Here is a 19,038-nt window from a genome sequence, read left to right on the forward strand (position 1 = left end):
GAAAGGCAGGACGATCAAATACCTAGACAAAATTGCAGAGGTTGATGCTAGTCTTTGCCGAACGGGACCCGAGGGGAGCTGAAATGGCAACGACCGACGCGATGATAACGGCTTTCACCACGCTCCTGGTGACACTCGATCCGCCGGGGCTCGCGCCGCTCTTTCTCGGCCTCACGCAGGGCATGACCGGAGCCCAGCGCCGCCAGGTCGCCGTCCGCGGTTCCCTCATCGCCTTTGGGATCCTCGCCGTCTTCGCCGTCTTCGGCTCGGGCATCCTCGGCGTGCTCGGCATCTCGATGGGCTCGTTCCGCATCGCCGGCGGCCTGATGCTGTTTGCGATCGCCTTCGAGATGATTTTCGAGAAGCGCAACGAGCGGAAGGAAAAGACCAAGGACGACGCGATCACTCGCGACCACATCCACCATCTCGCCGTCTTCCCGCTGGCGATCCCGCTGATCGCCGGGCCCGGCGCGATCTCCGCGACGGTGCTGATCGCCGGCACGATGGACGGTATCGCCGGCCGGGCCGGACTGATCGGGGTCATCGCCGTCTGCCTGGCACTCGTCTTCCTGGCGCTGATGCTGGCGGAGGGCCTCAACCGCTTTCTCGGCGTCACCGGTCGCGCCCTGCTCACCCGCCTGCTCGGCGTGCTGCTTTCGGCGCTCTCCGTGCAGTTCGTCGTCGACGGGATCAAATCGGCCTTCGCCGGGTGAGACGCCGGCGTTGCCGCCGGCGCCTGCTCTCTCAGCTACGGTGCAGGAATTCGAGGAGCACCGCGTCGAAGCGTTCGCTTTCCTCGAACTGCATGGTGTGTCCGCTGCGTTCGAACATCTCGATCGTCAGCTGGGCGAAATCGCCCCGGAACGGCTCCCATGCCGCGGGCGGCGAGATGAGGTAGTCGAAGCGCCCGAGGGCGAGGAGTACCGGTGCCGTGACGCCACGGGCGAGCGCGTGCATGTCGATGTCACGGAACACCTCGCCCCACAGATGATCGAAGCCGATGTCGTTGATCCAGACCCCGTCCCATAGCGGACGCGCATCGAAACCGGGATCGAACCAGCTGCGTGCGCCAAGCCGGATCAGCAGGTGCTTGAAGCGCTCGTGAGGATGGGCGGCGATGTCACCGGCGAGCTTCGCCATCTCCCGGTCGAAGATCAGCTTGCGCTCGGGCGAGGCTTCCGCCTCCCAGCGCCGTTCCGCCCACTCAGCGAGCTCTGCACCCTGGTTCGGGCCGGTGCCCGCGAGCACAACGTGGGACACGCGGTCGGGAAACTGGCGCGCATATTCGAGTGCCATGTAGCCGTGGCCCGAATGCCCGAGAACGGCGAAGCGCTCCAGCCCGAAGGCCTGCCGCGCCAGTTCGATGTCGTCGATGATCCGGTCGAAAGCGAAGTCGCCAGCCTCCACCGGTCCGAGCGGACGGGCGAAGCAGCGGTGGTCGACAAAGTGGAGGCGGACCGAGCGGCGAAGGCCGGGCGAGAAGGTCCGCGCATAATAGAGGCTGCTGCCGACGACGAGCAGCGGCAGCCCCTGCCCTTCGATTGCGTAGCCGAGCTCGAAGATGCCCGAGCGAATGATGCCGCGCGCGGCGCGGCCGTAATCCAGTTCTTCCATGATGATGTATCCGATAGTGCGGTTCGCCGCGCCGTGTCGGGCGCCGGGAACCGGACGCTGATCCAGGAAAACACACGAGCGCAGCTCGGCAAAAGGCCGGCGGCGACGTGCAACGGTTTTCATGGTCAAGGTCGCTAACGGATGAGGCGCATGGACTTTCTCTCGGAGCCTTGTGGGCGAGGATCGCCGCCGGCAGCAATACCGATTCTGCCAGAGGAGGACAAGATGTGAGGCGCGACGCGAGTAACCCGCGGAAGTACCGCTCAGGTCAGCGCTGCGCCTTCAGGATGCGCTTCCAGATCGTCCCGCCGAGATACCGGTTGAACACGATGAAATAGACGACGATCAGCGCGAACAGCACGAAGGCCGGCAGGCCGTTCAGCTGGAAACCGCCCTCCGTGCGACCGTCGGTCACCGAGGCGATCAGAAACCCGAGCACGAAAAAGGCGGTGAAGAAATCGAGCAGCGCCGCGAGCACGATGCGCCAGGTCGCGGGTCCGGTATCCGTCTTTGTCTCACCCATCGAAAGCCCCCTTTCGGATCAACGAGAAGATATGGCGCGCGGCTGGCCGACGCCCCCCGGAATCAGAACGGGATGTCGTCGTCCAGATCGCGCGAGAAGTTGCCGCCGCCGCCCGCCTGGTTGCCGGTGCGGGCCGGCGCACGGGACGGCTGGTTGTAATCGTCGCCGTAGCCGCCGCCGAAGTCGTTGCCACCGCGCGAGGCGCCACCGCCCTCGCCGCGACCGCCGAGCATGGTCAGGTTGGAGTTGAAGCCCTGCAGCACGACTTCGGTCGAATAGCGGTCGTTGCCGCTCTGGTCCTGCCACTTGCGGGTCTGCAGCTGGCCTTCGATGTAGACCGTCGAGCCCTTCTTCAGATACTGTTCAGCCACCTTGCAGAGACCTTCATTGAAGATCACGACGGTGTGCCACTCGGTCTTTTCCTTGCGCTCACCGGTGTTGCGGTCGCGCCAAGTTTCCGACGTCGCAATGCGCAGGTTGGCGATCGGACGGCCGTCCTGGGTCCGGCGGATTTCCGGATCCGCGCCGAGATTCCCGATCAGAATTACCTTGTTCACGCTACCAGCCATAACACACACCTTGGGAAGAGAGGGCACCGGACCGGCCGCACCCGCATTTGTCGATTTCCGCCACCTTAAACCAATCGCGGGTCCCGATGGAAAGTCTTAACCGTTAATCCACAACGAAAAATGTTCTTTATTTGTTCTAGTGATTGTCTATGATCCTGTCAACCGACTCGAAATGTGACCCGTGACGTCCTGTTGCGTCTCGACAGGGGCACAGCGATCACTAAATAAGGACTGTCCTTCTCCAAGCGAGCCTTGTCCATGAGTGAACTGAAGACCATTTCCATCCGCGGCGCCCGCGAGCACAACCTGAAGGGCATCGATCTCGATCTGCCGCGCAACAGCCTGATCGTGATGACCGGGCTTTCCGGCTCGGGCAAGTCGTCGCTCGCCTTCGACACCATCTATGCCGAGGGGCAGCGCCGCTACGTCGAGAGCCTCTCGGCCTACGCCCGCCAGTTCCTCGAGATGATGCAGAAGCCGGATGTCGACCAGATCGACGGGCTTTCGCCGGCGATCTCCATCGAGCAGAAGACGACCTCGCGCAATCCGCGTTCGACGGTCGGCACGGTGACAGAGATCTACGACTACATGCGTCTGCTCTTCGCACGCGTCGGCGTTCCCTATTCGCCGGCGACGGGCCTGCCGATCGAAAGCCAGACGGTCTCCCAGATGGTCGACCGCATCCTCGCCTTCGAGGAGGGTTCGCGCCTCTACATTCTCGCCCCGATGATCCGCGGTCGCAAGGGCGAGTACAAGAAGGAACTCGCCGACCTGATGAAGCGCGGCTTCCAGCGCGTGAAGATCGACGGGCAGTTCTACGAGATCGCCGAAGCGCCGGCGCTCGACAAGAAGTACAAGCACGACATCGACGTGGTGGTCGACCGCGTGGTGGTGCGCTCCGACATCGGCACGCGCCTCGCCGACAGCCTGGAGACGTGCCTCAAGCTCGCCGACGGGCTGGCGATCGCCGAGTTCGCCGACAAGCCACTGCCGGCTTCGGAAACGGCCGCCGGCGGCTCGGCCAACAAGTCGCTCAACGAGACGCATGAGCGGGTGATGTTTTCCGAAAAGTTCGCCTGCCCGGTCTCCGGCTTCACCATTCCGGAGATCGAGCCGCGGCTCTTTTCCTTCAACAATCCCTTCGGCGCCTGCCCGACCTGCGACGGGCTCGGCTCGCAGCAGAAGATCGACGAGGCGCTGATCGTGCCGGAGGTACAGCGGCGGCTGAACGACGGGGCGATCGCTCCGTGGGCGAAGTCGTCGTCCCCCTACTACAACCAGACGCTCGAATCCCTCGGCAAGGTCTTCGGCTTCAAGCTCTCGAACCGCTGGTCGGACCTGAGCGAGGAAGCGCAGCGCGCGATCCTGCACGGCACGGAAGAGAAGATCGAGTTCCACTATGCCGACGGCGCGCGCGCCTACACGACGACCAAGACCTTCGAGGGGATCGTTCCGAACCTCGAACGGCGCTGGAAGGAGACCGACAGCGCCTGGGCGCGCGAGGAAATCGAGCGGTTCATGTCGGCGGCCCCCTGCCCGGCCTGCGCGGGCTACCGGTTGAAGCCAGAGGCGCTCGCCGTCAAGATCAACGGCCTGCACATCGGCGAAGTGACCGGCATGTCGATCCGTGTTGCCGGCGCCTGGTTCGAGACGTTGCCGGCGAAGCTCAGCGACAAGCAGAACGAGATTGCCGTGCGCATCCTCAAGGAGATCCGCGAGCGGCTGCGCTTCCTCAACGATGTCGGGCTCGACTATCTCTCGATGTCGCGCAATTCCGGCACGCTTTCGGGCGGTGAGAGCCAGCGCATCCGCCTCGCCTCGCAGATTGGCTCGGGGCTGACCGGCGTGCTCTACGTGCTCGACGAGCCGTCGATCGGTCTGCACCAGCGCGACAACGCCCGCCTCATCGAGACACTGAAGCACCTGCGCGACATCGGCAACACGGTGATCGTCGTCGAGCATGACGAGGATGCGATCCTGTCCTCCGACTACGTCGTCGACATCGGCCCGGCCGCCGGCATCCACGGCGGCGAGGTGGTGGCGCAGGGCGTTCCCGCCGAGATCATGGCCAATCCGAATTCGCTGACCGGCAAGTACCTCTCCGGCGAGCTCGGAGTCGCGGTTCCCGCCGAACGGCGCAAACCGAAGAAGGGCCAGCAGATCAAGGTGATCGGCGCGCGCGGCAACAATTTGAAGAACGTCACCGCCAGCATTCCGCTCGGCGTCTTTACCGCCGTCACCGGCGTTTCCGGCGGCGGCAAGTCGACCTTCCTCATCGAGACGCTCTACAAGGCGGCGGCACGCCGCATCATGGGCGCGCGCGAAAACCCGGCCGAACACGACCGCATCGACGGCTTCGAGTTCATCGACAAGGTGATCGATATCGACCAGTCGCCGATCGGCCGCACGCCGCGCTCGAATCCGGCGACCTATACCGGCGCCTTCACGCCGATCCGCGACTGGTATGCCGGCCTGCCGGAGGCGAAGGCGCGCGGCTACCAGCCGGGCCGCTTCTCCTTCAACGTCAAGGGCGGCCGCTGCGAGGCGTGCCAGGGCGACGGGGTGATCAAGATCGAGATGCACTTCCTGCCGGACGTGTACGTGACCTGCGACGTCTGCCACGGCAAGCGCTACAATCGCGAGACGCTTGACGTCACCTTCAAGGGCAAGTCGATCGCCGATGTGCTCGACATGACGGTCGAGGAAGGCGTCGAGTTCTTCTCCGCGGTGCCGGCGGTGCGCGACAAGCTGCAGTCGCTCTTCGACGTCGGTCTCGGCTATATCAAGGTCGGCCAGCAGGCGAACACGCTTTCCGGCGGCGAGGCGCAGCGCGTCAAGCTCGCCAAGGAACTCTCCAAGCGTTCGACCGGCCGTACGCTCTACATCCTCGACGAGCCGACGACGGGGCTTCACTTCCACGACGTGGCGAAACTCCTCGAAATGCTGCACGAACTCGTCAGGCAGGGCAATTCGGTGGTGGTGATCGAGCACAATCTCGAAGTCATCAAGACCGCTGACTGGGTGATCGATTTCGGTCCCGAGGGTGGCGACGGCGGCGGCGAGATCGTCGCAACCGGCACGCCGGAACAGATCGTCGAGGCCGAGCGCTCCTATACCGGCCAGTTCCTCAAGGAACTCCTGGAGCGACGGCCGATGCGGAAGGTGCAGGCGGCGGAGTGAACGATGATCCTGATCGGCCAGTATGACTCCTCCTTCGTTCGCCGCGTCGGCGTGGCGCTGACGCTCTACGGTCTGCCGTTCGAGCATCGGCCATGGTCGGTGTTCGGCGACGGCGAGAAGATCCAGGCGCTCAATCCGCTGATGCGGGTGCCGACGATGGTGCTCGACGACGGGACCGTGCTGGTCGACAGCGTCACCATTCTCGACCATGTCGACAGCCTCGTTCCCGAGGCCGAACGCCTGTGGCCGACACCGGACGAACGCCGGCATGCCCTCAAGGTGATGGCGCTGGCGACGGGATTTGCCGACAAGGGCGTGAGCCTGTTCTACGAACTGGTGCTGCACGAGCAGCCGGCGCAGGTATGGATGGACCGTTGCCGGTCGCAGATGCGCGCGACGCTCGCCGCTCTGGAGGCGGATCGCGCCACCCGGTCGACACCCTTCTGGTTCGGAGACGGGATCACGCATGCCGATATCGCAGTCGCCTGTGCGCTGCGCCACATCGGCGATTCCCATCCGGGCTTCATATCGGCAGCCGACGTGCCGGCATTGGCTGCCCACTGCGAACGTCTCGAAGCCCTGTCGGTTTTCAAGGCGATTTCCCAGCCGTTCGTTCCGCCGGCCTGAGACGACCCGACACCAACAGCGAGGGCCGTCTGGCCCGTGACCGTCAAGGAGGAGAGAGGATGACCCAGTCAGGCACAATCCGCACCGGAATCGGCGGCTGGACCTTCGATCCCTGGGAAGGCTCCTTCTATCCCGAGACGCTGCCGAAACGGCGGCAGCTCGAATATGCGAGCCGCGAACTGGCGGCGATCGAAGTGAACGGCACCTATTATTCGAGCCAGAAGCCGGCGACCTTCGCCAAATGGGCGTCCGAAGTCCCGGACAGCTTTGTCTTTTCGCTGAAGGCGAGCCGGTTCTGCACCAATCGCAAGGTGCTCGCCGAGGCGGGACCGTCGGTGGAGAAATTCCTGACCCAGGGGATCACCGAGCTCGGCGCGCATCTCGGGCCGATCCTCTGGCAGTTCATGGGAACGAAGAAGTTCGAGCCGGAGGATTTCGAAGCTTTCCTCGCGCTGTTGCCGAAGAGCCAGGACGGGATCGCGTTGCGGCATGTGGTCGAGCCGAGGCACGCCTCGTTCCAGGTGCCGGAATTCATCGCGCTCCTGAAGAAATACGAGGTCGCGGCGGTCTGCGCCGACCATCACGACTATCCGATGTTCGCCGATCCGACGGCCGATTTCGTCTATGCACGGCTTCAAAAAGGCGAGGACGACATCCCGACCTGCTATCCCGAAAACGAGATCGAGGCCTGGGCAGACCGGCTGAGGAGTTTTGCTAAGGGCGGAATGCCGGACGACCTGCCGAAGATCGCTGAGAAGGAGACAGTGGCGAAGAAGCCGCGGGACGTCTTCGCCTTCTTCATCACCGGCGGCAAGGTCAATGCGCCGAACGGCGCAAGGGTGCTGCAGGCGGCAGTTTCCTGATACCAGAAACTGTCATTTGACAAAATTGTGACCCCGGCGAATCTGGGATATGGTCCGTCGCATTGCCGACCTCATTGGGGCCGGAAATAGCGGACGCTTTCCGGCTGCGGGCTGGAAAGACCGTTTTCCCTCAACGTTCCGGGTTCCTCATGTCGGGCATCGTCGTCTTCATCAATCTCGCCGGCGCTGTCGCCCTGCTTCTGTGGGCGACGCGCATGGTACGCACCGGTATCGAACGCGCTTACGGCCATGTGCTGAAGGACAAGCTGCGGCTCGCCGTCGGCAACCGGGTGACCGCCGGCGCCGCAGGCTTCGCACTGGCTGTCGCGCTGCAGAGCGCAACCGCCGTCGCGCTGATCGTCGCCTCCTTCGTCGCCGGCGGCTATGTCTCGTCGGGGATCGGCATCGCCACCCTGCTCGGCGCCGATTTCGGCTCGGCCTTCGTCGTGCGCATCCTGCGTCACGACCTCTCGCTCCTGATCCCGATCCTGCTGCTGATGGGCACCGTCGCCTTCCGGGCCTCGGAAACGCGCGGCTGGAGGCAGGCGGGCCGCATCTTCTTCGGGCTGGGCCTGCTGCTGCTGTCGCTCCGGCTGATCGGGGAAGCCTCCGACCCGTTGCGCACAAGCCAGATCCTGCCGCTCCTCATCAACTATCTCTCGCGCGACTGGATCACCGCCTTCCTTCTTTCGGCGCTGCTCGCCTGGGCCTTCCATTCCAGCGTCGCGACCATCCTGCTCTTCGCCTCGCTGGCGGACCGCGGGCTGCTGCCGCCGGTGCTGATCATCCCGATGGTGCTCGGCGCGAATTTCGGCGCGGCGGTGATCGGCGCCATGCTGACCAAGAACGCCGAAAGCGCCGCACGCGTCGTGCCGCTCGGCAATGTCGTGATCCGCGGGTTGGGCACGCTCGCCGCACTCGCCATCCAGTTCGTCTTCGTGGTGCCGTCGGACGTTTTCGCGAGCCACCCCGGCGACGCCGTCGTGATGGTGCATCTCGCGCTCAACGGCGCGGTGCTGCTTCTCGGCCTGCCGTTCGCAGGCGTCGTCGCCGGCCTGCTCGACCGCCTTCTGACGAAGCCGGCTGCCGTTGAGACGGAGGGACCGGAGGAGCGTCTCTCGGCGCTCAACCCGGCGGACCTTGCCAATCCAAAACAGGCGATCGCCAACGCCACCCGCGAAGTGCTGAGCGTCTGCGACAAGACCGAGGTGATGCTGAACCGCATCTTCGAACTCTACGAGACCTTCGATCCGAAGAAGATGCAGCGGCTCGAGGCGCTCGACGACGAGATCGACCGCACCCACCGCGACATCAAGTTCTATCTCGCGCGGATTTCGGAAAGCGCGCTCGACGAGGAATCGGCGGCGCAATCGCAGAACCTGCTGAGTGCCGCAATCAAGGTGGAGCAGGCGGCGGACATCATCGCCCAGAACATGGCGACGAGAGCGCGCAAGAAGCACGACCGCAAGGTCGCCTTCTCCGACGAGGGCTGGAGCGAGCTGAAGGCCATGCATAACGAGGTGGTCAAGAACGCGCGCCTCGCCTTCAACCTGCTGGTCGACCGCGATGTCGAATATGCCCGCCAGCTCGTCGCCCGCAAGGAGGCGGTGCGCAACCTCGTCCGCCAGAGCGAGGAGCGGCACCTGCAGCGGCTGCGCGACGGCAATATCGCAAGCTTCGAGTCGAGCTCGCTGCATATCGACACGATGCGGGACCTCAAGGAGATCAATTCGCTGGTCGCCTCGATCGGCTATCCGCTGCTCGAAGACGAGGGCATGCTGCGGCGCAGCCGCCTCCTCTGACGGCGCGCGACGGGTCCGGTCTTCTTCCGGAAACGCTCAGAGGCCAGCCGCGTCGCCGACCGGCGTCTTGCGGGCAAGCCAGCGCGGGTTGAAGACGTTCATCACCAGACCGAGGACGATCAGCACGGCCGCGACGACGCGCAGCGGCCCGAAATCCTCGCCGAGCACGAGGGCTGCCGACGACATGCCGAAGACCGGGACGAGCAGCGAGAACGGCGCGACGGTCGAAACGCCGTAGCGGCTGATCATTGCTCCCCATACGGCAAAGCCGAAGACGGTCGCACCGTAAGCCACGAAGAGCACGGCCCCTGCCCCTTCGAGATTGAGGTTGGCCAGTGCCTGCAGGTCGCGGTCCCATCCCTCGAAGAGCGCCGAAATGATGAAGAGCGGGATCGGCGGCACCAGGCTCACCCAGACCATCAGGTTCAGCATCTGAACCTTGCCGACCTTCTTCATCAACATGTTGGAGCAGGCCCAGGCGACGGCGGCGGCCAGCACGAGCACGAGGCCCGCGACGGTGAAGGTGCCGTCGATCGAGCTGGCGATGAGCGCGACGCCAGAAAAGGCGAGAACCATGCCGGCAATCTGCAGCGGCCGCGGCCGGTCTCCGTAAAGGAGAAAGGCGAGCAGGACCGTGAAGAAGGCCTGCGACTGCAGGAGCAGGGAAGCGAGACCGGGCGGTGCCCCGACATTCATGCCGATAAAAAGGAAGGAGAACTTGACCACGCCGAGCATCACCCCGATGCCGAGGATCAGTCGCCACGGCACATCCGGACGGCGGATGAAGAAGGCGAGCGGCAAGGCGGCGAACAGGAAGCGGAGCGCGGAAAAGAGAAGCGGCGGGAAATTGTCGAGGCCGAGCTTGATCACCACGAAGTTGAAGCCCCAGACGGCGGCGACGAGGACGAGCATCAGGATGTGAAGGGGCGACATGGGGAGAATCTCCGGCTGCTGGTGGGTGACCGATACACCCGCGCCCGTGGTTTCGAAAAACGTATTTCGCTAATGCCAGCGATCGATATGGTTGATGAGGGTCTCGGCGGTGAGGCTCGCGCCGGCCTTGCTCGCCGCCTCGCCATGCAGCCAGACGCCGGCCGCCGCCGCCTCGAAGGCGGGCATCCCCTGCGCCAGAAGTCCACCGACGATGCCGGCGAGCACATCCCCCGATCCGGCGGTGGCGAGAGAGGCCGGGGCATTTTCGTTGATGACGGCGCGACCGTCCGGTGCGGCGATGACACTGTCGGCGCCCTTGTAGACGACGGCGGCGTTGGCGCGGGCGGCTGCCTGCCTCGCCCTGTCGACCTTGCTCAGCGCCGGATCGTCGGCAAGATCGGGAAAGAGCCTTGCGAACTCACCCTCGTGCGGTGTCAGCACAAGACGAGGCGCTCCATCCGCAAAGGCTGAGAAGAGAGCCTGCGGGTCCTCCGCGAAGGCGGTGATGCCGTCGGCATCTAGGACGAGGTGTCGGCCTGTTGCGGCGAGCGCTGTGACGAAGGCACGAGCCTTCGGACCCACGCCGAAACCGGGTCCGAGGACGAAGGCGGTGCGCCGCTCGTCGCGAAGGTAGTCGTCAAGGTCGTTCCCGGTCTCGACCGCCTTCAGCATGACGGCGGTGAGATGGGCCGCATTGGCCGCGATCGCATCCGGCGGCGTGGCGACAGTGACGAGTCCCGCCCCCGCCCTCAGGCCTGCGGCGGCCGCGAGCCGTGCGGCACCCGTCGCTGTGGCCGGCCCGGAAAAGACGGTGAGATGACCGCGGCGGAACTTGTGGGCGGTGGCATCGGTCGTCGGCAGGGCGGCAAGCCACTCTTGCGGACCGTTGACGAAGAGGTGCACGTCCTTCGCCTCGACGAGGCGGAACGGGATTCCGATGTCGACGGTTTCCACGCTGCCGCAATGGAGCCGCCCGGGAAGCAGCAGATGCCCCGGCTTGCGGGTCATGAAGGTGACGGTGTGGCGTGCCTTGAACGCGGCGCCCATGACGGTGCCGGTTCGCCCGTCGATCCCGGAAGGCAGATCGACCGCGACCACCGGCGCGCCTGCCTCGTCTACCCGTCGCACGATATCGACAACAACCGGCGGTACGGAGCGCGCGAGCCCCGCCCCGAAGATGGCGTCGACGATCACGTCGCCCCGCATCGGAAAATAGGTTTCGAGCGCTTCTGCGGGAACCGGGCAACGGGAGCGGGCCGTTGCGGCATCGCCCTTGAGTTTCGACGGATCGCCGAGGTGGTAGAGTGCGACGGCAGCTCCGCTCTCCTGCAAGGCCCTCGCCGCCACGTAGCCGTCACCGCCGTTGTTGCCGGGACCGCAGAGAACGACGAAGCGCTCGCCGCCGGGAAAGAGCTTGAGAACGGCGGCGGTGACTGCCTGCCCCGCTTTCTCCATCAGGCCGAAGGAATCAATGCCAGACGCTGCAGCCGCAGCGTCGACCTCTCCCATCGCCGACGGTGTCAGCAGCCAGTTGTCGCGTCCCTTTGCCATACCGCCATTGAACCCATTCCCGTTGGAAAGACAACAGGCATCGCCGTCGCAGCGTCAACGACCAAATATAGTGCATTTGCCTACATTGTAATCACTGCCAGCCTGCTTTGCAGGCACGTTGCGCATTTGCGAATCCGACCGAAGAATCGGCGAATTTCGCCGTCCCGCCGCATTCTCGCTCCAATTTCCATCTGTTTTTCTCCGGAAACGCGCGGGATTCGGCCCTTCCCTTCAAAAATCGGCGCACTTTTTCGAAAAACCTGTCGCCAACTGGCACGGCGCGTGCATCATTATGGGCGAGCGGGATCATCCTGCCGTAATGAGAGAAGCGGAGAGAAATTTTCTCATGAAAAAGATCGAAGCGATCATAAAGCCCTTCAAGCTCGATGAAGTGAAGGAAGCCCTTCAGGAAGTCGGCCTGCAAGGCATCACCGTCACGGAGGCCAAGGGGTTCGGTCGCCAGAAGGGACATACCGAGCTTTACCGGGGTGCGGAATACGTCGTGGATTTTCTGCCCAAGGTGAAGGTCGAGGTCGTCCTGGCGGACGAAAACGTGGAAGCCGTCATCGATGCGATCCGCAACGCTGCCCAGACGGGCCGGATCGGCGATGGAAAAATCTTCGTTTCGAATGTGGAGGAAGTCGTCCGCATCCGTACCGGCGAAACCGGCGTCGACGCCATCTAAAACATCCGTCCTCTTCCGGAGGCGGACCAGTCTATCGTCATCTCACCCAAGGAATTCGATAATGACGACCGCAAACGACATTCTGAAGCAAATCAAGGATAACGACGTCAAGTTCGTCGACCTGCGCTTTACCGACCCGAAGGGCAAGCTGCAGCACGTCACGATGGACGTCTGCTGCGTCGATGAAGACATGTTCGCCGACGGCGTCATGTTCGACGGCTCCTCGATCGCCGGCTGGAAGGCGATCAACGAATCCGACATGGTGCTGATGCCCGATCCGGCGACCGTCCACATGGACCCGTTCTTCGCCCAGTCGACCATGGTCATCATGTGCGACATCCTCGACCCGATCTCGGGTGAAGCCTACAACCGCGACCCGCGCGGTACCGCCAAGAAGGCGGAAGCCTACCTCAAGGCGTCGGGCATCGGCGACACGATCTTCGTCGGCCCGGAAGCCGAGTTCTTCGTCTTCGACGACGTCAAGTACAAGGCCGACCCCTACAATACCGGCTTCAAGCTCGACTCGTCCGAACTGCCGTCGAACGACGACACCGACTACGAAACCGGCAACCTCGGCCACCGTCCGCGCGTCAAGGGCGGCTATTTCCCGGTTCCGCCGGTCGACAGCCTGCAGGACATGCGCTCTGAGATGCTGACCGTGCTCGCCGAAATGGGCGTCGTCGTCGAGAAGCATCACCATGAAGTGGCGGCCGCTCAGCACGAGCTCGGCGTCAAGTTCGACGCACTGGTACGCAACGCCGACAAGATGCAGATCTATAAGTATGTCGTGCATCAGGTCGCCAATGCCTACGGCAAGACCGCGACCTTCATGCCGAAGCCGATCTTCGGCGACAACGGCTCGGGTATGCACGTGCACATGTCGATCTGGAAGGATGGCAAGCCGACCTTCGCCGGCGACGAGTACGCAGGCCTTTCCGAAAACTGCCTCTACTACATCGGCGGCATCATCAAGCATGCCAAGGCGATCAACGCCTTCACCAATCCGTCGACCAACTCCTACAAGCGCCTGGTTCCCGGCTATGAAGCGCCGGTATTGCTCGCCTATTCGGCGCGCAACCGTTCGGCGTCCTGCCGCATTCCGTTCGGAACCAACCCGAAGGCCAAGCGCGTCGAAATCCGCTTCCCCGACCCGACCGCCAACCCGTATCTCGCCTTCGCCGCGATGCTGATGGCCGGCCTCGACGGCATCAAGAACAAGATCCATCCCGGCAAGGCGATGGACAAGGACCTCTACGACCTGCCGCCGAAGGAACTGAAGAAGATTCCGACCGTTTGCGGCTCGCTGCGCGAGGCTCTCGAATCGCTCGACAAGGACCGCAAGTTCCTGACCGCCGGCGGCGTCTTCGACGACGACCAGATCGACTCGTTCATCGAGCTGAAGATGCAGGAAGTCATGCGCTTCGAAATGACCCCGCATCCGGTCGAGTACGACATGTACTACTCGGTCTGATCCGGGTTCCCTTCGACCTTGAGGCCGGAGGACAAACAGACCGGCGACGCCTTGCGTCGCCGGTTTTCTCTTTTTATGCAATAGGAAGAGGCTGTTTCTTCATGTGGCTTGTGAAATGCGCCGATGAGAAATCAGCTTTTCTCGCGTGTCGGAGCGCGATAGCTTTCCATCTTGAGACTCGCCTGCCCGCGCCGCCGCGCAGAAACCTTTCGTTTTTCTCCGGAGTTCCGATGACCGACCGCAGCAAGGCCGCGCAACCGCGGGCGCTCGACTGGCTTCTCTATTTCCTTGCGCCGGTCTTTTTCTCCAGCAACCTCATCTTCGGCCGCGGCATCGCCGGCGAGATCGCTCCCTTCACCACAGCCTTCCTGCGCTGGATGGGATCGGCCATCATCATCTTTCCCTTCGTCTATGCCGAGCGGCGAGCCTGCCTTGCCTTCGTGCGGAGCCACACGGCCATCTGGCTGGTACTCGGCTTTCTCGGCATGGGCATCTGCGGCGGCTTCGTCTATTGGGCGCTGACGCTGACGACCGCCTCGAACGCGACGCTGATCTACACCACCTCGTCGCTCTTCATCATCGTGCTGCAATGGCTGCTACAGGGACGCCGCATCCGTCCGGGCGAACTGCTCGGCATGGCGATCGCTTTTTCCGGCGTCGCGGTCATCGTGCTCAAGGGGGACTGGGCGGCGGCGACGAACTTCACCTTCAACATAGGCGACCTCGGCATTCTGGTCGCGGCGATCGCCTTCGCGCTTTATTCGCTGTTGTTACGGCATCCGGGCGTCGCGGCGATGCCGCCTCTGCCGCTCTTCGGCCTGCTGGCTTTTTCCGGCGCCATCGTGCTCCTGCCGCCCGCTCTTTACGAAGCGACGACGGGTGGGCTCCTGCCTGACAGCGCAAGCGACTGGACGACGCTTGCCGGGATCATCGCCTTCGCCTCGCTCGCCGCCTTCTACTGCTTCCAGCACGCCGTCCGCGTCTTCGGGCCGGCGATGGCCGGCGTGACGCTCTACCTGATGCCGCCGACCTCGATCATCATGGCGGTCGTCCTGCTCGGGGAGCGCTTCGAAACCTATCACGCCGTTGGCATCGTGCTGGTGACGGGCGGACTGATGCTTGCGACGGCACCGGTCAGGCGGCGATCCTGACTGCACGTTTCGCGACATGCTTTTGTCGCACGTTGAACGGTTTTCACTCTAAACTCTTGATTATCGACGTCCTCGACCCCAATTTCTTGGGGGAAAGGATGTTCACGCCATGAAACAAAGCAGCGCAAAATTTGGCATCGGGGAAGTCGTCCGCCACAAGTTCTTTCCGTTCCGGGGCGTCGTTTTTGATGTGGATCCGGAGTTTGCGAATTCGGAAGAATGGTGGAACTCGATACCGGCGGAGGTCCGGCCGAACAGGGACCAGCCCTTCTATCACCTGCTCGCGGAAAACGAGGAGACGGAATACGTCGCCTATGTTTCGGAGCAGAACCTGGAGCACGACGACAGCGACATTCCGCTGCGCAATCCGCAAGTGAACCAGATCTTCGTGATGGAACAGGCCGGCCAGTACAAGCCGCGGGTTAACTTCGCCCACTAGACGACTGCCGGCCGCACGGCGATACGAACGAAAAAAGGCCCGGGAGACCGGGCCTTTTCCTTTGATTCTCGCTCGGCAATCAGTTGCCGGTCTTCGCCTTGTCCTGGGCGGCCTCGAGTGCTTTGCGGCTCTCGTCGGTCTTCTTCTGCATGACTTCCTGCAGGAGGCGCTGGCGCTCCTCGGCCTGCGACTGCGACATCGCCTCGCCGTCATAGGCACCCGTGAAGCCCTCGAGCGAGATCTTGATCGGGTTCGGCGCGCGGCGGAAGTTGATCGACGTGAAGACCACCTCGTTGCCCTTCTTCAGGCTCGCGATGACGGCGTCGGTCAGCGGCATTTCGGCCGTGCAGCGGTCGGGCAGGCAAACGGCGTAATCGAGCTTCTGGCCCTTGCCGCCGTCGATCTGCATCATGATGCCCGGCGGGATGAGGCGGGCGGTCGGAACGGTGACCTGCAGGATCTTGCGGTTGATCTTGCCTTCGACGCTGATGAGGCCGACGGCCGTCAGGAGCTGACCGTTCTGGGCGAGCTGCTGATTCTGTACCACGCAGACGTCGTTGTCCTCCTGCTTCTGGCAGGTCTTGAACCACTTCGGCGGAGCGGCATTCGGGGCGGCGCCTGCATCCTGTGCAGCCGAAACCGCAGGAACGGCGGCCGTGCCGATGGTGAGGACAAGCGCGGAAAGAACAGCCCGCGTGGCTTTGTTTGCTTTAAGCATCATACGAATTCCGTCTCCTGAAAACCAATCCCGAACCGCACTCATAGTACGGCACCGCTCGGTCGTGCTGCCAGTCACCTGTCGTTCAAATGAGGCAAATACATGACCTTGGCTACCCGGTCACACCTGTTACATCGGGCAACGGCGAATATCCAGCCCTTCTTTGGGCCTTCCTTGCGCCGCCGGGCGAAATTGGCCGCTCCATGTGTTGGTTTTATGGTCTTCGTGCTAGCCTCCGCCAGCGAATCCGACATCAGCCGAAAGGAATCGACGTGCGCCGCCTTCTTCTTCCCCTCCTCTTCCTTGGCTTTTCCGGACTGGCTCAGGCCGAGCCCGTCCACGGCATCGCGATGCATGGCCAGGTGGCGCTGCCGGCGGATTATGCGCACTTTCCCTACGTCAATCCACAAGTGAAGAAGGGCGGCAAGATTTCCTACGGCGTCGTCGGGACCTTCGACAGCCTTAACCCCTTCGTCATCAAGGGCATGCGCACGACCGCACGCGGCGTGTGGGACCCGGAATACGGCAATCTCTTCTACGAGGCGTTGATGCAGCGCTCGAGCGACGAGCCGTTCTCGCTCTACGGCCTGCTTGCCGAAAGCGTGGAATGGGACGACGAGCGCAGCTTCATCCAGTTCAATCTCAATCCCAAAGCGCATTGGCACGACGGCAAGCCGGTGACCGCGGAAGACGTCATCTTCTCCTTCAACCTGCTCTCCGAGAAGGGGCGCCCGCCCTACAACAAGCGTCTTGACGCCGTCGCCAAAATGGAACAGGTGGGCGAACGCAGCGTGCGTTTCACCTTCAATGAGAAAGCCAATCGCGAGACGCCGCTCATCCTGGCGCTGTCGATGCCGATCCTGCCGAAGCATGCGGTCGATCCGGCGACGTTCGAACAGAGCTCGCTTGCGGTCCCGGTCGCCTCCGGCCCCTACAAGATCAAGTCGATCCAGCCCGGAGAAAAGATCGTCTGGCAACGGGATCCTGACTACTGGGGCAAGGACATTCCCTCCAAGGTCGGCTTCGACAACTACGACGAAATCTCCGTCACCTACTTCCTGCAGGATTCAACGCTTTTCGAAGCGTTCAAGAAGGGTGATGTCGACGTCTATCCCGACGGCGACGCGAATCACTGGGACCGGGCCTACGATTTCCCCGCCGTACAGAAGGGCGATGTCGTGAAGGAAGTGTTCAAGCCCGGCCTGCCCTCCGGCATGCTCGGCTTCGTCTTCAATACCCGCCGGCCGATCTTCGCCGACGTGCGGGTGCGCGAGGCACTTTCGCTCGCCTTCGATTTCGAGTGGATGAACAAGACGCTCTACGACAACGCGTTCCAGCGCACCCAGAGCTTCTGGCAGAATTCCAAGCTCGGCGCGTACGGCAACGCCGCCGACGAGCGCGAGCTTGCGCTGCTCGGGCCGGCAAAGGACAAGATCGGTCCGGAAATCCTCGCCGGCACCTACACCATGCCGGTGACGGACGCCTCAGGCAGTGATCGCAAGGTGCTGCGCGAGGCGGTCGGCCTGCTGAAGGAGGCCGGCTATACGATCAAGGGTGGCAAGATGGTCGATGCCTCGGGCAAGCCGCTCGCCTTCGAAGTGATGACCCAGAACCCCGGCCAGGAGAAAATGGCGGTCGCCTTCCAGCGGGCGCTGAAGATGATCGGCGTCGACATGGCGATCCGCACCGTCGACGATGCGCAGTACCAGGCCCGCTCGAACAGCTTCGACTACGACATGATCATCAAGGCCTATACCTCGTCGCTCTCTCCGGGGGCGGAACAGGTCAACCGCTGGGGAGCGGCTTCAAAGGACGCGCAGGGCAGCTTCAACTATGCGGGTGTGGCCGATCCGGACATCGACCGGATGATCGATGCGCTGATGAATGCGCGCACCCAGGAGGATTTCCAAGCCGCCGTGCGCGCCTATGACCGGCTGCTGGTGGCAGGCCACTATGTCGTGCCGCTTTACCATCTCGGGGAACAGTGGGTGGCGCACTGGAAGCGCATTGCCCGGCCCGAGCAGGTTCCGCTCTACGGCTACCAGCTGCCGACATGGTGGGACGCGCGGGCGCAGTGACGGTGTCCCACGAGGTCGTCCGGCCGCTTTTCCGCGTGGTTCCCGAAAGGTAACGCCTTGAAGCGCGCGGCCCTTGGCCCTAAGTGGCGGGACAGATGTTTTCCGCCGCCCGAGATCACCGAAAGGACGCCCCATGCAGCGCATCACCATCGACATCGTCTCGGACGTCGTCTGTCCCTGGTGCTTTCTCGGAAAGGCGCGTCTCGACCTCGCGATCGCCGAGGTGCAGGACGAGATATCCGTCGATGTGAACTGGCGCCCGTACCGTCTCAACCCCGACTATCCGCCGGAAGGCGTCGACCAGCAGGTGGAGCTTGCCCGCAAGCTCGGCGGCAAGGAGAACATGGACCGGGCCCATGAACAACTTGAGGCACTCGGGCGGGACGTCGGAATCGTCTTCGACTTCGGCGCCATCAGGATCGGCCCGAACACGCTCGACGCACACCGGCTGATCCATTGGGCCGGCACCGAAGACCGCGAGGCGCAGCAACGGGTCGTCTCGGCACTGTTCAAGGCGAATTTCGAGGAAGGCCGCAATGTCGGCGATCACGCAGTCCTGCTCGACATTGCCAAGACCGCGGGGCTCGACCGTGCGGTGATCGCGACACTGCTCGAAGGCGATGCCGACAAGGCGCACGTGCTTTCCGAGATCGATGCGGCGCAGCAGATGGGCGTGAACGGCGTGCCCTTCTTCATCTTCGACCAGAAATATGCCGTGAGCGGCGCGCAAACACCGGAGGTGCTTGTCAACGCGCTCCGGGACATTGCCCGCCTGAAAGCCGAGGATCAGCGAAAACTGAATTGACGGCGGTCGGCAAGGGACCTATCCAGAGG

17 protein-coding genes are annotated in these 19,038 nt (G+C 63.4%); 11 read left to right on the forward strand and 6 right to left on the reverse strand.

Annotated features, from left to right (window positions below; genetic code table 11):
• Positions 1–83 precede the first annotated feature (83 nt).
• Positions 84–713, forward strand: coding sequence for a MarC family protein (locus tag H4I97_RS07565; protein WP_182307289.1), 630 nt, complete (start codon positions 84–86; stop codon positions 711–713).
• 31 nt (positions 714–744) lie between these two features.
• Here H4I97_RS07565 and H4I97_RS07570 read toward each other — a convergent pair whose 3' ends face one another.
• From H4I97_RS07570 to H4I97_RS07580, 3 genes are all read right to left on the reverse strand, one after another.
• Positions 745–1,614, reverse strand: coding sequence for an alpha/beta fold hydrolase (locus tag H4I97_RS07570; RefSeq protein ID WP_182307290.1), 870 nt, complete (start codon positions 1,612–1,614; stop codon positions 745–747).
• Between the two features lie 268 nt (positions 1,615–1,882).
• Positions 1,883–2,137: a hypothetical protein gene (locus H4I97_RS07575; RefSeq protein WP_182307291.1), complete on the reverse strand. Its 255-nt coding sequence runs from the start codon at positions 2,135–2,137 to the stop codon at positions 1,883–1,885.
• A 62-nt stretch (positions 2,138–2,199) separates the two neighbouring features.
• On the reverse strand, positions 2,200–2,706 hold the full coding sequence (locus H4I97_RS07580; protein ID WP_182307292.1) for a single-stranded DNA-binding protein: 507 nt from the start codon (positions 2,704–2,706) through the stop codon (positions 2,200–2,202).
• A gap of 258 nt (positions 2,707–2,964) precedes the next feature.
• Here H4I97_RS07580 and uvrA point away from each other — a divergent pair, with 258 nt between their 5' ends.
• The 4 genes from uvrA to H4I97_RS07600 all read left to right on the forward strand — a co-directional run bounded on the left by uvrA (position 2,965) and on the right by H4I97_RS07600 (position 9,178).
• A complete protein-coding gene (gene uvrA, locus H4I97_RS07585; RefSeq protein WP_182307293.1) occupies positions 2,965–5,886 on the forward strand; it encodes an excinuclease ABC subunit UvrA in 2,922 nt (973 codons plus the stop codon).
• A gap of 3 nt (positions 5,887–5,889) precedes the next feature.
• Positions 5,890–6,513: a glutathione S-transferase family protein gene (locus tag H4I97_RS07590; protein ID WP_182307294.1), complete on the forward strand. Its 624-nt coding sequence runs from the start codon at positions 5,890–5,892 to the stop codon at positions 6,511–6,513.
• A gap of 59 nt (positions 6,514–6,572) precedes the next feature.
• The gene (locus H4I97_RS07595; protein WP_182307295.1) at positions 6,573–7,376 is read left to right on the forward strand and encodes a DUF72 domain-containing protein; all 804 of its coding nucleotides are present in this window, start codon (positions 6,573–6,575) and stop codon (positions 7,374–7,376) included.
• A gap of 149 nt (positions 7,377–7,525) precedes the next feature.
• Positions 7,526–9,178 (forward strand): Na/Pi cotransporter family protein, encoded by a 1,653-nt coding sequence (locus H4I97_RS07600; protein ID WP_182307296.1) that lies wholly within the window; start codon positions 7,526–7,528, stop codon positions 9,176–9,178.
• A 36-nt stretch (positions 9,179–9,214) separates the two neighbouring features.
• Here the strand turns inward: H4I97_RS07600 and H4I97_RS07605 are convergent, their stop codons facing one another.
• Both H4I97_RS07605 and H4I97_RS07610 read right to left on the reverse strand, forming a co-directional pair.
• Positions 9,215–10,111: an EamA family transporter gene (locus H4I97_RS07605; protein WP_182307297.1), complete on the reverse strand. Its 897-nt coding sequence runs from the start codon at positions 10,109–10,111 to the stop codon at positions 9,215–9,217.
• A 69-nt stretch (positions 10,112–10,180) separates the two neighbouring features.
• On the reverse strand, positions 10,181–11,662 hold the full coding sequence (locus H4I97_RS07610; RefSeq protein WP_182307298.1) for an NAD(P)H-hydrate dehydratase: 1,482 nt from the start codon (positions 11,660–11,662) through the stop codon (positions 10,181–10,183).
• A gap of 346 nt (positions 11,663–12,008) precedes the next feature.
• Between H4I97_RS07610 and H4I97_RS07615 the strand changes: the two genes are divergently transcribed.
• The 4 genes from H4I97_RS07615 to hspQ all read left to right on the forward strand — a co-directional run bounded on the left by H4I97_RS07615 (position 12,009) and on the right by hspQ (position 15,408).
• The gene (locus H4I97_RS07615; RefSeq protein WP_015916113.1) at positions 12,009–12,347 is read left to right on the forward strand and encodes a P-II family nitrogen regulator; all 339 of its coding nucleotides are present in this window, start codon (positions 12,009–12,011) and stop codon (positions 12,345–12,347) included.
• Between the two features lie 61 nt (positions 12,348–12,408).
• Positions 12,409–13,818, forward strand: a complete 1,410-nt coding sequence (glnA, locus tag H4I97_RS07620; RefSeq protein ID WP_182307299.1) for a type I glutamate--ammonia ligase — start codon at positions 12,409–12,411, stop codon at positions 13,816–13,818.
• Between the two features lie 230 nt (positions 13,819–14,048).
• Positions 14,049–14,969, forward strand: coding sequence for a DMT family transporter (locus H4I97_RS07625; RefSeq protein WP_182307300.1), 921 nt, complete (start codon positions 14,049–14,051; stop codon positions 14,967–14,969).
• Positions 14,970–15,078: 109 nt separating this feature from the next.
• The gene (gene hspQ, locus H4I97_RS07630) at positions 15,079–15,408 is read left to right on the forward strand and encodes a heat shock protein HspQ (protein ID WP_182307301.1); all 330 of its coding nucleotides are present in this window, start codon (positions 15,079–15,081) and stop codon (positions 15,406–15,408) included.
• A 79-nt stretch (positions 15,409–15,487) separates the two neighbouring features.
• Here the strand turns inward: hspQ and H4I97_RS07635 are convergent, their stop codons facing one another.
• A complete protein-coding gene (locus H4I97_RS07635; protein ID WP_182307302.1) occupies positions 15,488–16,129 on the reverse strand; it encodes an invasion associated locus B family protein in 642 nt (213 codons plus the stop codon).
• A gap of 269 nt (positions 16,130–16,398) precedes the next feature.
• Between H4I97_RS07635 and H4I97_RS07640 the strand changes: the two genes are divergently transcribed.
• Together H4I97_RS07640 and H4I97_RS07645 are read left to right on the forward strand one after the other, a co-directional pair.
• A complete protein-coding gene (locus H4I97_RS07640; RefSeq protein WP_182307303.1) occupies positions 16,399–18,204 on the forward strand; it encodes an extracellular solute-binding protein in 1,806 nt (601 codons plus the stop codon).
• A gap of 133 nt (positions 18,205–18,337) precedes the next feature.
• The gene (locus H4I97_RS07645) at positions 18,338–19,009 is read left to right on the forward strand and encodes a DsbA family oxidoreductase (protein WP_182307304.1); all 672 of its coding nucleotides are present in this window, start codon (positions 18,338–18,340) and stop codon (positions 19,007–19,009) included.
• Positions 19,010–19,038 lie beyond the last annotated feature (29 nt).

This window comes from Ciceribacter thiooxidans, assembly GCF_014126615.1.
GTDB classification, from domain to species: domain Bacteria; phylum Pseudomonadota; class Alphaproteobacteria; order Rhizobiales; family Rhizobiaceae; genus Allorhizobium; species Allorhizobium thiooxidans.

Coding starts and splice junctions, on each gene's coding strand:
- H4I97_RS07565 (WP_182307289.1), top strand. CDS start 84: ATGGCAACGACCGACGCGATGATAACGGCTTTCACCACGCTCCTGGTG.
- H4I97_RS07570 (WP_182307290.1), bottom strand. CDS start 1,614: ATGGAAGAACTGGATTACGGCCGCGCCGCGCGCGGCATCATTCGCTCG.
- H4I97_RS07575 (WP_182307291.1), bottom strand. CDS start 2,137: ATGGGTGAGACAAAGACGGATACCGGACCCGCGACCTGGCGCATCGTG.
- H4I97_RS07580 (WP_182307292.1), bottom strand. CDS start 2,706: ATGGCTGGTAGCGTGAACAAGGTAATTCTGATCGGGAATCTCGGCGCG.
- uvrA (WP_182307293.1), top strand. CDS start 2,965: ATGAGTGAACTGAAGACCATTTCCATCCGCGGCGCCCGCGAGCACAAC.
- H4I97_RS07590 (WP_182307294.1), top strand. CDS start 5,890: ATGATCCTGATCGGCCAGTATGACTCCTCCTTCGTTCGCCGCGTCGGC.
- H4I97_RS07595 (WP_182307295.1), top strand. CDS start 6,573: ATGACCCAGTCAGGCACAATCCGCACCGGAATCGGCGGCTGGACCTTC.
- H4I97_RS07600 (WP_182307296.1), top strand. CDS start 7,526: ATGTCGGGCATCGTCGTCTTCATCAATCTCGCCGGCGCTGTCGCCCTG.
- H4I97_RS07605 (WP_182307297.1), bottom strand. CDS start 10,111: ATGTCGCCCCTTCACATCCTGATGCTCGTCCTCGTCGCCGCCGTCTGG.
- H4I97_RS07610 (WP_182307298.1), bottom strand. CDS start 11,662: ATGGCAAAGGGACGCGACAACTGGCTGCTGACACCGTCGGCGATGGGA.
- H4I97_RS07615 (WP_015916113.1), top strand. CDS start 12,009: ATGAAAAAGATCGAAGCGATCATAAAGCCCTTCAAGCTCGATGAAGTG.
- glnA (WP_182307299.1), top strand. CDS start 12,409: ATGACGACCGCAAACGACATTCTGAAGCAAATCAAGGATAACGACGTC.
- H4I97_RS07625 (WP_182307300.1), top strand. CDS start 14,049: ATGACCGACCGCAGCAAGGCCGCGCAACCGCGGGCGCTCGACTGGCTT.
- hspQ (WP_182307301.1), top strand. CDS start 15,079: ATGAAACAAAGCAGCGCAAAATTTGGCATCGGGGAAGTCGTCCGCCAC.
- H4I97_RS07635 (WP_182307302.1), bottom strand. CDS start 16,129: ATGATGCTTAAAGCAAACAAAGCCACGCGGGCTGTTCTTTCCGCGCTT.
- H4I97_RS07645 (WP_182307304.1), top strand. CDS start 18,338: ATGCAGCGCATCACCATCGACATCGTCTCGGACGTCGTCTGTCCCTGG.